Genomic DNA, 13,765 nt, shown 5'->3' with positions numbered 1-13,765 from the left:
CGAGGGCTTTGCGGCGAGCACAATGGCTCAGGCCGATTTCTTTTTCGGTGCGGCGGCCTTCTTGACGGCAGCCGGCTTAGTCACGGTGGCCTTGGCGCCGGCAACAGCAGGCTGCGCGCCATGCACGCGGGTGTTGCCGTAGCTGCCGCGATAGGTCTTGCCGCGACGGGTCTTGCGATCGCCCTTACCCATGGGAAACTCCTTGCTTCGTACTGCTTGTGGATGGCCAATCATCCTAGCAGCGGCAAGCCAAAGCGCAAGCGCGCCCCCGGCTCAGTGATGATGGTGGGAATGCACCGCCACGTGGCCCTGCTGGGCGCTGCAGCCCGGGCTGCCGTCGGGGCAATCGCCCGGATCGATCTGCACCGTGGTGTGACGGATGCCGAAGCGTTCCAGCAGCGTGCGATTCACCGCGGTCAAAACGCGTGCGCCGTCGCCCTGCTCATGCAGTTCCAGATGCAGCGTGGCCATGCGCGAGCCGGAGGCCAGCTGCCATACGTGCAGATGGTGTACGTCGCGAATTGCCGTATCGGCGCCGCGCAAGGCGGCTTCCACATCCTTGGTGTCCATGCCTTCCGGCACGCCTTCCAGCAGGATATGCGTGGAACGGCGCAGCAATTGCCACGCGCTGCGCAGGATCAGCAGCGACACCAGCAGCGAAAGCAACGGATCGGCCCAGTTCCAGCCCATCCAGCGCACCAGCAGCGCCGCCGCAATCGCGCCGACCGAACCGAGCAGATCGCCCAGCACATGCAGGCTGGCGGCGCCGATGTTCACGTCTTCATGCGAATGGCCATGCAGGCTGCGCAGCACGATCAGATTGACCAGCAAACCAAGCACCGCCACGCCCAGCATCACGCCAGAAAGAATCTCCACCGGCTTGAAGAAGCGCGCAATGGCCTCGTAGGCGATAAAACCCACCAGCACGAACTGGGTGAGCGCATTGACGAAACCGGCCAGCACTTCCATGCGGCCATAGCCGTAAGTGCGCTGCGCATCGGCCGGACGGCGTGCCATGCGCGCGGCAAACAAGGCCAGCACCAGCGCCGCGCTGTCGACCAGCATATGTCCGGCATCGGCCAGCAGCGCCAGCGAGCCCGACCACCATCCACCCGCCACTTCGGCCAGCATCATGCCGGCGGTAAGTACTACCGCTATGAGTAATTTGCGCTCGCGCCCGGCCGTTCCCGCTGCCGGGGAATGGTCGTGGTGATGCTCGCAGGCATGGCTATGCGCGTGATTCATTCAACAATGCTAGGAAGCGATGCGGCCGTTACACAATCACTGCGCAACGGAACGAAGATTCAGTGCGCGCAGTGCGGGCCGTGTTCGTGGCCGAGCTGGCGATCGAGGCGCAGGTTTACGAAATGCGCGCTGGCCACCAGCAGGCCACCGCATGTCACCAGCACGCTGTGCAGGATGATCGAGATGTTCTCGGCCACGGTGACGCCCATCACCAGCAGGAGCAGACCGGGCAAGGCCAGCCGCAACGGCAGCGAGCGATGATGCCGGCGATAGCCATTGACCAGGGCGAACAGGGCCAGTGCGCTGGCGAACAGCACGAAGCCGCGCTCGAACGCGTGGTTGGCCAGGAAGGTCAGCCCCAGCAGGGGCAGAATGGCCAGCACGAACGGCAGGGCGGCGCAGTGGATGGCGCAGAGGAACGAAGCAGTCGCACCAAGGCGATCGGCCAGGTTCCACCAGCGGGAGGTTTGCGGCGTTGGCGTGGAATCCATGGGGTGGGGGACTACACCAGACAAAGTGGCGCCGGCGATGCCGGCGAGAAGAATTGATACATTATAACACCTAGCCCGGACACGCAAGCGGCAACTTGAGTACACCGGAAGGCCCGTGCAACGTTGCCTCCCATCAGCCCACCGCTACCTATCCCATGAACCGTCGACTGCCCTGCTTCCTCGCGCTGAGCCTTGCCGCGCTGCTCCCGCCTGCTACCTTCGCCAGCCCTCAGGCCGAGCGCACGATGGATCTTCCGGCACCCGGCGGCGGCCATCAGCGCGTGCTGTATCTGGCGCCTGCGCAGCCGAAAGCAAGCATCGTGATGCTGCCGGGCGGCGCCGGCGACGTGGGCATCCGCCGCGATGGCGATCTGCGTCATGACGACAACTTCGTGGTGCGCACGCGCGCACTGTGGGCGGCTCGCGGTTACGCCGTAGTGATTCCCGATGCGCTCGATGGCGACAACCTGCGCGGCATGCGCAGTTCGCCGGCCTATCCGGCGCTGGTCGGCGCACTGGTGCAGTTCGCCCAGCAGCAGTCTCCCGGCCCGGTATTTCTGCTCGGCACCAGCCAGGGTTCGATCGCCGCGATGAATGGCGCCGCGCATCTTGCCCCTGCCACGCTGGCGGGCGTGGTGCTGACCGAATCCGTATCGGTGCTGGGCGGTAGCCATGAAACGGTATTCATGGCCGACCCCGGCAAAGTACGCGTGCCGGCCCTGGTGGTGGCCAATCACGATGATCAATGCAAGGTCGCGCCGCCCGCCAACGCGGCGCGCATCGCGGCAGCGATGACGGCCTCGCCGGCAGTGAATGTGATCTACGTGAGTGGCGGCGAGCAGCGTTCGGCGAATACGTGCGGCTCGCTGACGCCGCACGGTTACTACGGCATCGAGAACAAAGTGGTGGACGCCATCGCCAGCTGGATGGACGCGCAGCTGGCGCGCTGACCTCAGGCCTTCACGCAGTTCTTGCAGATGCCGTGCACTTCCAGAGTCTGCGCCTGCGGCCGGAAGCCGAAGGCCCGGGCCTGCGCCTCGATCAATTCGGCGACGCGCTCGTCGCACACTTCCTGCGCGCTGGAACAGACATCGCAGATCAGGAACGGCACCTGATGCGCTTCGGCCGGGTGATGGCAAGAGACAAATGCGTTGATCGATTCCAGCTTATGGATAAAGCCGTGCTCGAGCAGGAAATCCAGCGCGCGGTAAACCGTGGGCGGCGCCGCGTTGCCGTGGCGCTCGCGCAGATGGTCGAGCAGATCGTAGGCCTTGACCGGCTTGCCGGCGGCGGCAATCAGTTCCAGCACTTCCTTGCGCAGCGGCGTGAGGCGCAGCCCGCGCTCTTCGCTGGCATGCTCCACCGCGGCCACGAGTTCATGGGGCGTCTCGTGGTGGTGATGGGCGTGCGCTTTGCCGGACGTACTGTTGCTCAACGGGAGTCACCTCTTCGCGAATGATACACCGCGCCGGCATGCCCTCAGCGCGGCAGCGGCGGCGGTCTGGCGGATTTGGGGGCGGCCAGCACGACAATCCAGCCGATCGGCCCCAATACCAGCGCCCAGACGATACCGGTCAGCAGGCGCCCGCGCCACCAGCCAAGCAAGGCGCCCACCGCGATGAAGCCCAGGTTCCACCAGAACAGCGCGACCCAGGGAATCATGTTCATCAGGTTGAGGAAGATGTGAATGAACGCGCCAGGCGAGTCCGGATCGACACCTTGGGTAGCCTTGGCCAGCAATTCATCCATCGCCGCACGCCGTGTAGGTTGGGGTAGGTTGGGTTAGCGCAGCGTAACCCAACGAACCCGCACGAAATGCCAGCTTATTCGCGGATCAAGCGCGCATCACCCCTGCGCCAGCGCAAGTGCATCGTCGATGCGCTTGAGCGCTACGTCGCGGCCGGTCAGATAAATGGTGTGATCGATCGACGGCGAAACCTGCGTACCGGTCATCGCCACGCGCAGCGGCTGGGCGATCTTGCCCATGCCCAGTTCCAGCTTCGCGGCCACCTGCTCGATCACCTGATGGATCGGCTCGGGCTGCCACGCGCAGGTGGCCAGCAGTTCGCGCGCCGCCTGCAGCACCGCTGCCGCGCTGTCGTTCTTCAGGTGCTTGGCAATGGCCTTGTCGTCCCACTCGGTGATCGGGCCGTACCAGATGGCAGCGCGCTCGGCCATTTCCTTCAGCGTATGCACGCGATCGCGCAGGGCGACAATCACATCCGCCGGAGCCGGCCCGTTGCCGGTATCGATGCCGGCACGCGCCAGATGCCAGCTGAATTCCGGTACCAGGCTTTGCGGATCGTCGCTCTTGAGGTAGTGCTGGTTGAGCCACAGCAGTTTTTCGGTATCGAAGCGCGAGGCCGCCTTGTTGACGTCGCCCGCGTCGAACAGCGCGATCATTTCATCGCGCGAGAAAATTTCCTGGTCGCCATGCGACCAGCCCAGGCGCACCAGGTAATTGAGAATGGCGTGCGGCAGGAAACCGCTTTCGCGATATTCCATCACGCTGACCGAATTGGTGCGCTTGGACAGCTTCTTGCCTTCCTTGTCCAGGATCATCGGCAAGTGCGCAAACTCCGGCACCTTGGCGCCGAGCGCGTGATAGATATTGATCTGGCGCGGCGTGTTGTTGACGTGGTCGTCGCCGCGGATCACTTCGGTGATGCCCATGTCGATATCGTCGACTACCACCGCGAAGTTGTAGGTAGGCCAGCCATCGGAGCGGAAGATCACCAGATCGTCCAGCTCGGCATTGGCCCACTCCACCCTGCCCTTCACCTTGTCCTCGAACACCACCGATCCTTCCAGCGGGTTCTTGAAACGGATGACGCGATTGGGATCCTCGCGATACGGCTCGTTGCGGTCGCGGTAGTAGCCGTTGTAGCGGGGCTTCTCGCCGCGGGCCATGGCGGCCTCGCGCATGGCCTCGATTTCGTCCTTGCTCTCGTAGGCGTAGTAGGCCTTGCCGGCCGCCAGCAATGCGTCGGCTACCTGCTTGTAGCGGGCCAGGCGGTGGGTCTGGTAGATCGGCGCCTCGTCGGCGCCCAGCTGCAGCCACTGCATGGCGTCGAGGATGGCCTGCACGGCGGCATCGGTGGAACGCTCGCGGTCGGTGTCCTCGATGCGCAGCAGGAATTCACCGCCGCGGCGACGCGCCTCCAGCCAGCAGTACAGCGCGGTACGGGCACCGCCGATGTGCAGGAAGCCGGTGGGGCTGGGAGCGAAGCGAGTGCGGACGGTCATGATTTCTGCGTTGCGCCAGGACGGAACGGGAAATTTTAACCGATACCGCGGCCGAACTCCCCTCTCCCGCAGGAGAGGGGCATCGCCAGGGGCGCCGGCTTACTTCACATGTACCGTGATCGGCTTGGACAGCAGCGGCGGGTCGAACGGAATGTGGTTCGAATCGCCCAGTTCCAGCTGCAGGGTGTGCGTGCCGGGCGCGAGCTTGAGCGTGGTTTCGGTCTGGCCGCCACCGAAATGGATGTGCTGCTCATCCTTGGGAATCGGCGTGCCGGCGGCAGGCAGCTCCTTCACGTCCACCAGCAGATGGTGGTGGCCGGTGTCCTTGTGCTCCACGCCGGCGGGCGCAACGCCCATGCCCTTGAGGCCGAAGCGGACGGTGAAGGTCTGCGGCACCGTGGCGCCGTCCTGCGGCGAGATGATGTAGACCTCCGCCCCGGCCGTGGCCTTGGTGACCGGCAGCCCGGGCGTGGCGGCAGCGACGGCGTAGCCTGCGGTAGTCAGCAGTGCCAGGGCGAGCAATAGACGTTTCATGAGCGTTCTCCTTGACCGTGGACAAAACCTGATGCCGGCAATCTAGCCCAAATTGTTATTCGCCGGCTTACATCGTTTTCTGCATTTCGTCATACGCGTAACCGCCTTGTCACGTGTCCGCCACCTGCACGAAATCACGCGGGCGCAGGCTACTGCCGTACAAGACGAGGATGCGCCATGCGTATCGGCATCATCAGCGAGACGTATCCGCCGGAGATCAACGGTGTTGCCCTCACCGTGCATGGTCTGGCGACCGGTCTGGCCGCTCACGGCCATGCGATCGATCTGATCCGTCCCCGCCAGAACGTCAGCCACGCCGACGAACCGGGCATCGACGCCCTGGAAACCCGCGGCGCCGCCCTGCCTCGCTATCCCGGCCTGCGCTTCGGCCTGCCGGCGCCGCGCACCTTGCGCAAGCGCTGGACGGAACAGCGCCCCGACGTGATCTATGTCGCTACCGAAGGCCCCCTGGGGCGCTCGGCCGTGAAAACTGCCGTCAAGCTCGGCATTCCCGTCGCCACCGGCTTCCATACCCGCTTCGACACCTATGCCGACCATTACGGCGTAGGTTTCCTCACTCCGGTGGTGCACGGCTATCTGCGCCGCTTCCACTGCCGCGCCAACATCACCCTGGTGCCCACCGATGCACTCGCCGCGGAACTCGCCGCGATGGGCGTGGACCATGCACGCCTGCTGCGCCGCGCGGTGGATACCAAGTTGTTCCATCCGTCCCGGCGCGATGAAGCGCTGCGCGCAAGCTGGGGCGTGGATGCGGATACGCCGGTAGTGCTGTACGTAGGCCGCATCGCGCCGGAAAAGAATCTCGACCTGGCAGTGGCGACTTTCCGCGCCATCCAGCAAAAGGTGCCGAATGCGCGCTATGTGTGGGTGGGCGACGGCCCGGCCCGCGCGGCGCTGCAGGCGGCCAATCCGGATTTCATCTTCGCCGGCATGAAGCGCGACGAGACGCTCGCGGCGCACTACGCCAGCGCGGATCTGTTCCCCTTCCCCAGCCTCAGCGAAACCTTCGGCAACGTGATCCTGGAAGCGCTGTCCGCCGGCCTGCCGGTAGTGGCCTACAACGAAGGCGCGGCGCGCGAGCATCTGATCGATGGCGTCAACGGTTTCCGCATCAACTCCGGCGATGCCGAGGCCTTCACCGCCGCGGCAGTGACGCTGGCCAGCAACACCGGCCTGATCCGCCAGATGGGTACCGCCGCAGTAGCGAGTGTGGAGCGGCTGTCGCCGGAAGCGGTGATCCGCGAATTCGAAAGTCAACTAAACCAACTGGTCGAGGAGAACGTGCATGAGCGCCATGTCACCATCGCACCTGCCTGACCAGGTTGCCCTGCCCCGCCATGCGTTCGACCGCCGCATGTGCATCGCCGCCAATCGCTGGGGTGCGCGGCATGCAGTAGGTTTGTTCTTCGGTATCGTCAGCCGTCTCGGCGATGGCATTTTCTGGTACGCGCTGATGCTGGCGCTGGTTTTGATCGATGGTCGCCGCGGCCTGGAAGCCGCCGCCCACATGGCCGCCACCGGCCTGGTCGCGCTGCTGCTGTACCGCATCCTGAAGCGCTGGACGCGCCGTCCGCGTCCGTTCCGCACCTGCCCCGGCGTGATCGCCCATGTGCCGCCGCTGGACGAATTCAGCTTCCCCTCCGGTCACACGCTGCAAGCGGTGGGCTTCACCATCGTGGCGCTGGCCTGGTATCCGCTGCTGGCGCCGCTGCTGCTCACCTTCACCGCACTGGTGGCGGCATCGCGGGTGATTCTGGGGCTGCATTATCCGAGCGACGTGCTGGCTGCGATCGTGGTCGGCAGCGGCCTGGGCAGCCTGTCGCTGTGGCTGGTGCACAGCGCACCGCAGTTGCTGGCGTAGTTGCCGATCGCTGTTGCGTGCGCTGAGCAATTCATCGTCACGCCGTAGCCACACGCTTTGCACTCAACGACATAGCGCATCTATCCACAAGCTCTACCGGCTGCTTTCCACAATCGCTGTGGAAAACCTCGCGCAACGCGCAACGCATGCGCAGCGGTGCGCAAAGTTTGCGCTGCTCATTCGTTCGTCACACCGTGCTCACATACTTTGCGGTCAATGACATACGACACCTATCCACAAGCTCTACCGGATACTTTCCACAGTCGCTGTGGAAAACTGCGCGCACTTTCTGCGCAAACTTTCATCACTGCGTGCCAAGTGCTTGATGGCGCAATGTGATCGGAGGCTTTTCCACAGGCTTGTCCAGAGGCCGTCCACATTTATTGTGGAAAACCCAATGCGCTGTTGCTCCCTCTCCCCTTCGGGGAAGGGTTGGGGTGAGAGGCAATTTTGCGACGAAGGAACATCGCCGCTGCAGCACTCTTTCGGCCACTCATTCGGTGCAAGGATGCAGATGCGCGCAAGCGCGCCCCCTCACTCCGGCCCTCTCCCCGAAGGGAGAGGGCGAAAGGCAAGCCGGAAGAGCGGTTGAGAAAACAACAAAGCCGCCTTGCGGCGGCTTTGTTTGCACCCATGCAGCGATGACTCACGCCGCGCGCGGCACCTTGCGCAGGATGTTGAGCACGTCGGCCAGCTTGTCGCGCATCTCGCGACGGTCGACGATCATGTCGATCGCACCATGCTCAAGCAGGAACTCCGAGCGCTGGAAGCCTTCGGGCAAGGTCTCGCGCACGGTCTGCTCGATCACGCGCCGGCCGGCAAAGCCGATCTGCGCCTTCGGCTCGGCCACGTTGATATCGCCCAGCATCGCCAGGCTCGCCGAGACGCCGCCGGTGGTGGGGTCGGTCAGCACGCTGATGTAAGGCACGCCGGCTTCGCGCAGCCGCGCCAGGGCGGCGGACGTCTTGGCCATCTGCATCAGCGAGAACAACGCCTCCTGCATGCGCGCACCGCCGCTGGCGGAGAAGCACACCAGTGCGCTGCGTTCGGCCAGCGCGCGCTCGGCGGCGCGGGTGAATTTCTCGCCCACCACCGAACCCATCGAGCCGCCCATGTAGGAGAACTCGAACGCCACCGCCATCAGCGGCTTGTCCTTGAGCTTGCCGCTCAGCGCGATCAGCGCATCTTTTTCACCGGTGGATTTCTGCGCGGCGACGATGCGGTCGCGGTATTTCTTCGAATCGCGGAATTTCAGCGGATCGGTGGGCTCCAGATTGGCCCAGTGTTCCTGCGTGCTGCCTTCGTCGAACAGCGCCAGCAGGCGCTCGCGCGCACCGATCGCGTGGTGATGGCTGCACTTGGGGCACACCATGAGGTTGCGCTCCAGCTCCGGCCGGTACAGCACCGCACCGCAACCTGCGCATTTCTCCCACACACCTTCGGGCACCTTGCCCTTGCCGGCCGCGGAGCTTTGCGTCCGCGCGCGCGGGGTCATGATTTTTTGCAGCCAATTCATTGCATACGCCTCAATCTGGAAACAAGCGACGCCTGTTCGGCGCGCCCGGTCACGCGAACATGTCGCGCGTCCCTTTGCCGTATCGAGCCACTCCTGTATGGAGCTGATCCCGAAAAGATAAAGGGCGAGGACGACCCGGCCTCGATCACGCTCGGACCATCCGGATCCGGCGCGGTTCCCTATCTGGTTTGTCGCGAACCCCAGGTTCGCAGCCCCTGGTTCCCAGCCCGCCCCCTCCTCAGGGAGAGCGAGAAATCATCTTTCGTCCAGCGCTGCGCGGATCGGGCGCAGAAATTCGCCGGCCCGCGTGGCGATCTCCTGCGCGCTGCCGGCGCTTTCGAGCCGCTCGACCAGGGCGCTGCCGATCACCACGGCATCGGCGAATCCGGCGATCGCTTTCGCGCTCTGCGCATCCTTGACGCCGAAGCCGACCGCTACCGGTGCCTTGGCCTGAGCCCGGATCTGCGCCACGCGTGCGGCGATATCCGGTGTACTCAAGCGTCCGGCGCCGGTGATGCCGGCGAACGATACATAGTACAGGAAACCTCGGGCCGCTTCGCACAGCTGCGCCATACGCGCGGGTGCGGTGGTAGGCGCGGCGAGCAGAATCTGCTGCAGGCCGGCTGCACGCAATGCACTCAGCACCTGGGTCTCTTCCAGCGGGCAGTCCACCACCAGCACGCCATCGACACCAGCGGCCACCGCCTCATCGGCGAAGCGCGCGTAGCCGTGGATTTCCAGCGGATTGAGATAGCCCATCAGCACGATCGGCGTGTCCTGATCGCGCTGCCGGAACGCCGTGACCCAGGCCAGCACGTCAGCCAGGCCTACGCCCTTGGCAATCGCGCGCTCGCTGGCGTGCTGGATCACCGGACCATCGGCCATCGGATCGGAGAACGGCACGCCCAGTTCGATCACGTCCGCACCGGCCTCGACCAGCGCATGCATCAGCGCCACGGTGTGTTCCGGCGCGGGGTCGCCGGCGGTGATGAAAGGAATCAGGCCGGTGCGCTGCGCGGCTTTCAAGGCGGCGAAACGGCGATCGATGCGGCTCATACTTGCACTCCTTCGCGTGCAGCAATCGTGTGCACGTCCTTGTCGCCACGGCCGGAAAGATTGCACAGCACGATGCCATCCTTCGGCAGCTCGCGCGCCAGCTTCAACGCCTGCGCCACGGCGTGGCTGGATTCCAGCGCGGCGAGAATGCCTTCGGTGCGCGCCAACAGGTGGAACGCTTCCAGCGCCTCGTCATCGGTGACCCCGACGTACTCGGCGCGACCGGCGTCTTTCAGGAAAGCATGCTCGGGACCCACGCCCGGATAATCGAGGCCGGCGGACACCGAATGCGTTTCGGTGATCTGGCCGTTGTCGTCGCACAGCACATAGGTGCGATTGCCATGCAGCACGCCCGGGCGTCCCGCCGCCAGCGATGCCGCATGATGTCCGCTGGCAATGCCCTCGCCCGCCGCCTCGGCGCCGACCATGCGTACCTCGCGGTCGTTGAGGAAGGCATGGAACAGGCCGATCGCGTTGGAGCCGCCGCCGACGCAAGCCGTGAGTACATCCGGCAGGCGCCCGTATTGCTCCAGCATCTGGGCCCGCGCTTCGCGACCGACGATGGCGTTGAAATCGCGCACCATCATCGGATACGGATGCGGGCCGGCGACCGTGCCGATGATGTAGAAGGTGTCGGCCACGTTGGTAACCCAGTCGCGCATCGCTTCGTTGAGCGCGTCCTTCAGCGTCTTGGAGCCGGAGGTGACCGGAATCACTTCGGCGCCCAGCAGCTTCATGCGGTATACGTTGATCTTCTGGCGCTCGATATCCACCGCGCCCATGTACACCACGCACTTCAGGCCGAAACGCGCGGCGACCGTGGCACTGGCCACGCCGTGCTGGCCGGCGCCGGTCTCGGCGATCACGCGCGGCTTGCCCATGCGCTTGGCCACCAGCGCCTGGCCGATGGTGTTGTTGATCTTGTGCGCGCCGGTGTGATTGAGGTCTTCGCGCTTGAGCAGGATGCGCGCGCCGCCGACGTGCCTGGACAGGCGCTCGGCGTGATAGATCGGGCTGGGGCGGCCCACGTAATGGGTGAGGTCGCGGTCCAGCTCGGCCAGAAATTCCGGGTCCTCGCGCAGGCGCAGGTAGGCCTCGGTCAGTTCGGCCAGCGGGGCCATCAAGGTTTCGGCCACGTACTGGCCGCCGAAGTCGCCGAATCGCCCGTGGGCATCGGGCCAGTTCTGGAAATTCTGGATCGTGGGCATTAGTCAGAAATCCTGTGAGAACAAACTGCACGCCTGGCGGGCAGATAGCAGAAAATACCGCGATTCCGGCCATCGAAAAAGCGATATGATGGCTACGATTCGTTAGAAATTCTCACAAGACGCTTGAGCCGTGACCTGCCCTCGCTGAATGCCCTGCGCGCTTTCGAAGCGACTGCGCGGCTGGGCAGTGTCAGCCGCGCGGCCGAGGAATTGCACGTTACCCATGGCGCGATCAGCCGCCAGCTGCGGGTACTGGAAGAGTCGCTGGAGCAGCCGCTGTTTACCCGGCTCGGGCGTGGCATCGCGCTTACCGCCACCGGCGAGCAATTGCGCGACCGGGTGGCCGGCGCGTTCGATCAGTTGCGCGATGGCTGGGCCGAGCTGCAGCACCAGCGCCACGATGGCCCTTTTGTGCTGGGTTGTGCCAGCAGCCTGCTGGCGCGCTGGGTGATCCCCCGCCTGGAACGGCTGGAACGCGAACTGCCCGCGCTGCGCCTGCACCTGTCACCGGAAGAAGATCCCCTGACGCCGTTGCATACCCAGCCCGATGCCGCTCTGGCGCTTGCCGCGCCGCCCTGGCCGTCCGGCTGGGTGGTTCATGCGTTGGCGCCGGAACGCATCGGCCCGGTGGTCAGCCCGCGCTATGTCGGTCTTGCGTGGCTGCTGGAAGGCGGCGCAGCCAGCTTGAGCGAGGAAGCCCTGCTGCATACCAGCTCGCGGCCGCAGGCCTGGCCGGCATGGGCGCAGGCTAGCGGCATCGCCGCCGCCACGCTGCATTACGGGCAAGGCTTCGCACGCCTGTTCTACCTGCTGGAAGCGGCGGTGGCCGGACTGGGCGTAGCGATCGCACCCGCGCAATTGGTGCAGGACGATCTCGCCGCAGGCCGCCTGCTTGCTCCATGGGGCTTCCAGCAAACCGATGCGAGCTGGATCCTGGCTACGCCACGCCGCAGCAACGACAACCGTGTCGATGCGCTCGTGGCATGGCTGCGCAAAAGCCTGGCCTGATGCACTCGCGCGCAGGTTGGGTTACCCCGGACTTGATCCGGGGGTAACCCAACAGGTCTTCAATACTTGGTTACTGCCGAATCAAGTCCGGAATCTACGGATTCGCGGTGCTGCGCACGGCAGCGATGAAATCACGCAGCTTGTGCGGATCCTTGATCCCCGGCGCCGATTCGACGCCACTGGCAACATCCACCGCCCACGGCTGCGCGATGCGAATGGCCGCAGCGACATTGGCCGCCGTCAGTCCGCCGGCCAGGATCAGCGGCTGCTTCACGTCGTGCGGCATCAACGACCAATCGAAGACTTTGCCGCTGCCGCCCGCCTCGCCCAGCCCGTGACCATCCAGCAGCAACCCGGCTGCATGCGGATGATCGCGCAGCTGGTACAGCGCCGCGGCGCCCTCGCCCATCGCGATCGCCTTGAGATAGGGATGGCCGAACTGCCGGCACCATTCATCGCTTTCCGTGCCGTGAAACTGCAGCAGCGAGGGACGCACGACGTCGATGACTTCCTGCACGAAGCCCGTGTCGTCGTCCATGAACAGCGCCACCGTAGTGACGAACGGCGGCATCGCCTCGACGATGGCCTTGGCCTGTGCCACCGACACCTGGCGCTTGCTGTGCGCGGTCATGACGACGCCGATCGCATCGGCGCCCAGTTGCGCCGCCAGCAGGGCGTCCTCGATGCGGGTCATGCCGCAGCATTTGATCCGGGTCATTCGCTTACCTCAGGCGGCAACTGCCAGTGCCGCTCATAACGTGGACCGATAAAGGTGAGGCCGGAAGCCGCCGCAGTGGGGCCGGCCACTTCGCGATTGCGGCCGGCCAGCAAGGCCTGCACCCAACCCACCGATTGTTCGCCGCGCCCGACCGGCAGCAGCGAGCCGACGATGTTGCGCACCATGTGATGCAGGAACGCATTGGCCTCGATCTCGATGATGACCTGCTCATCCTCGCGCCATACCCGCAAAGTCTTCACTTCGCGCCGTGCATGCGCCGCCTGGCAGGACATCGCGCGAAATGCCGTGAAATCGTGTTCGCCGATCAGTGCCTGCGCAGCTGCATGCATGCGCTCGGCATCGAGCGGCTGGCGCTCCCAGGCCACGTAGCGCGTATCCAGCGCGGGGCGCACGCGACGATTGAGAATGGTGTAGCGGTAGCGGCGGCTGCGCGCTGAAAAGCGCGCATGAAAATCCTCCGCCACCGGTTGTGCCCACAGCACCGCCACGCTGTCCGGCAGATTCGAACAGCCGCCCAGCACCCAGCTACGCATATCGCGCTGCACCGTGGTATCGAAATGCACCACCTGGCAGCGTCCATGCACGCCGGCATCGGTACGGCCGGCGCAGGTGATTTCGATCGGCTCGGCCGCCACGAACGACAGTGCCTGCTCCACCCTGCCCTGCACGGTGTTGCCATGGCTGAGGCGTTGCCAGCCAAGGAAATCGGTGCCGTCGTATTCGATGCCCAGGGCGATGCGCATGATGATTCAGTGCGTTGCTAAGCGGCCAAGATTAACAGGTCGGCATGGCCACAAAAAAATCGGGCCGGCATGGCCGGCCCGATCATGATGCATGCAA

General features: G+C 65.0%; 16 protein-coding genes. 4 read left to right on the top strand and 12 right to left on the bottom strand.

Annotated elements, in window-relative coordinates; translation table 11 throughout:
• Nucleotides 1-27: 27 nt before the first annotated feature.
• The 3 genes from IGX34_RS21315 to IGX34_RS21305 all read right to left on the bottom strand — a co-directional run bounded on the left by IGX34_RS21315 (nucleotide 28) and on the right by IGX34_RS21305 (nucleotide 1,736).
• Nucleotides 28-192: a 30S ribosomal protein THX gene (locus IGX34_RS21315; RefSeq protein WP_192557778.1), complete on the bottom strand. Its 165-nt coding sequence runs from the start codon at nucleotides 190-192 to the stop codon at nucleotides 28-30.
• Nucleotides 193-273: 81 nt separating this feature from the next.
• Nucleotides 274-1,245, bottom strand: coding sequence for a cation diffusion facilitator family transporter (locus tag IGX34_RS21310; protein ID WP_192557777.1), 972 nt, complete (start codon nucleotides 1,243-1,245; stop codon nucleotides 274-276).
• A gap of 59 nt (nucleotides 1,246-1,304) precedes the next feature.
• Nucleotides 1,305-1,736 carry a MerC domain-containing protein gene (locus IGX34_RS21305; protein ID WP_192557776.1) on the bottom strand — a complete coding sequence of 144 codons (432 nt, stop codon included), beginning with the start codon at nucleotides 1,734-1,736 and terminating at the stop codon, nucleotides 1,305-1,307.
• A 155-nt stretch (nucleotides 1,737-1,891) separates the two neighbouring features.
• Between IGX34_RS21305 and IGX34_RS21300 the strand changes: the two genes are divergently transcribed.
• Nucleotides 1,892-2,686: an alpha/beta hydrolase gene (locus tag IGX34_RS21300; protein ID WP_225737680.1), complete on the top strand. Its 795-nt coding sequence runs from the start codon at nucleotides 1,892-1,894 to the stop codon at nucleotides 2,684-2,686.
• A gap of 2 nt (nucleotides 2,687-2,688) precedes the next feature.
• Here the strand turns inward: IGX34_RS21300 and IGX34_RS21295 are convergent, their stop codons facing one another.
• The 4 genes from IGX34_RS21295 to IGX34_RS21280 all read right to left on the bottom strand — a co-directional run bounded on the left by IGX34_RS21295 (nucleotide 2,689) and on the right by IGX34_RS21280 (nucleotide 5,516).
• Entirely contained in the window at nucleotides 2,689-3,108 is a 420-nt protein-coding gene (locus IGX34_RS21295) for a transcriptional repressor (RefSeq protein WP_338015527.1), read from the bottom strand.
• A gap of 107 nt (nucleotides 3,109-3,215) precedes the next feature.
• The gene (locus IGX34_RS21290) at nucleotides 3,216-3,485 is read right to left on the bottom strand and encodes a hypothetical protein (RefSeq protein ID WP_192557774.1); all 270 of its coding nucleotides are present in this window, start codon (nucleotides 3,483-3,485) and stop codon (nucleotides 3,216-3,218) included.
• A 96-nt stretch (nucleotides 3,486-3,581) separates the two neighbouring features.
• The gene (gene gltX / locus IGX34_RS21285; protein ID WP_192557773.1) at nucleotides 3,582-4,982 is read right to left on the bottom strand and encodes a glutamate--tRNA ligase; all 1,401 of its coding nucleotides are present in this window, start codon (nucleotides 4,980-4,982) and stop codon (nucleotides 3,582-3,584) included.
• Between the two features lie 99 nt (nucleotides 4,983-5,081).
• Complete coding sequence (locus IGX34_RS21280; RefSeq protein WP_192557772.1) at nucleotides 5,082-5,516, bottom strand: DUF4399 domain-containing protein; 435 nt, start codon at nucleotides 5,514-5,516, stop codon at nucleotides 5,082-5,084.
• Nucleotides 5,517-5,693: 177 nt separating this feature from the next.
• Between IGX34_RS21280 and IGX34_RS21275 the strand changes: the two genes are divergently transcribed.
• Complete coding sequence (locus IGX34_RS21275) at nucleotides 5,694-6,854, top strand: glycosyltransferase family 4 protein (protein WP_192557771.1); 1,161 nt, start codon at nucleotides 5,694-5,696, stop codon at nucleotides 6,852-6,854.
• On the top strand, nucleotides 6,823-7,398 hold the full coding sequence (locus IGX34_RS21270; RefSeq protein WP_192557770.1) for a phosphatase PAP2 family protein: 576 nt from the start codon (nucleotides 6,823-6,825) through the stop codon (nucleotides 7,396-7,398). Before IGX34_RS21275 ends, IGX34_RS21270 begins: the two co-directional genes overlap by 32 nt.
• A 646-nt stretch (nucleotides 7,399-8,044) precedes the next feature.
• Here the strand turns inward: IGX34_RS21270 and accD are convergent.
• The 3 genes from accD to trpB form a co-directional block, all read right to left on the bottom strand.
• Complete coding sequence (accD, locus tag IGX34_RS21265; protein WP_192557769.1) at nucleotides 8,045-8,914, bottom strand: acetyl-CoA carboxylase, carboxyltransferase subunit beta; 870 nt, start codon at nucleotides 8,912-8,914, stop codon at nucleotides 8,045-8,047.
• A 255-nt stretch (nucleotides 8,915-9,169) separates the two neighbouring features.
• On the bottom strand, nucleotides 9,170-9,970 hold the full coding sequence (gene trpA / locus IGX34_RS21260) for a tryptophan synthase subunit alpha (RefSeq protein ID WP_192557768.1): 801 nt from the start codon (nucleotides 9,968-9,970) through the stop codon (nucleotides 9,170-9,172).
• A complete protein-coding gene (trpB, locus tag IGX34_RS21255) occupies nucleotides 9,967-11,178 on the bottom strand; it encodes a tryptophan synthase subunit beta (RefSeq protein ID WP_192557767.1) in 1,212 nt (403 codons plus the stop codon). The genes trpA and trpB overlap by 4 nt, the downstream gene beginning before the upstream one ends.
• Before the next feature lie 123 nt (nucleotides 11,179-11,301).
• Between trpB and IGX34_RS21250 the strand changes: the two genes are divergently transcribed.
• The gene (locus IGX34_RS21250) at nucleotides 11,302-12,186 is read left to right on the top strand and encodes a LysR family transcriptional regulator (protein ID WP_192557766.1); all 885 of its coding nucleotides are present in this window, start codon (nucleotides 11,302-11,304) and stop codon (nucleotides 12,184-12,186) included.
• Between the two features lie 94 nt (nucleotides 12,187-12,280).
• Here IGX34_RS21250 and IGX34_RS21245 read toward each other — a convergent pair whose 3' ends face one another.
• Complete coding sequence (locus IGX34_RS21245; RefSeq protein WP_192557765.1) at nucleotides 12,281-12,904, bottom strand: phosphoribosylanthranilate isomerase; 624 nt, start codon at nucleotides 12,902-12,904, stop codon at nucleotides 12,281-12,283.
• Nucleotides 12,901-13,668 (bottom strand): tRNA pseudouridine(38-40) synthase TruA, encoded by a 768-nt coding sequence (gene truA, locus IGX34_RS21240; protein WP_192557764.1) that lies wholly within the window; start codon nucleotides 13,666-13,668, stop codon nucleotides 12,901-12,903. Before truA ends, IGX34_RS21245 begins: the two co-directional genes overlap by 4 nt.
• Nucleotides 13,669-13,765: the final 97 nt, after the last annotated feature.

Origin of the sequence: Dyella acidiphila, assembly GCF_014863405.1 — a bacterium.
GTDB classification, from domain to species: Bacteria; Pseudomonadota; Gammaproteobacteria; order Xanthomonadales; family Rhodanobacteraceae; genus Dyella_B; species Dyella_B acidiphila.
The sequence above is the reverse complement of the archived record's forward strand: the minus strand, read 5'-3'. Positions and strand labels throughout refer to the sequence as shown.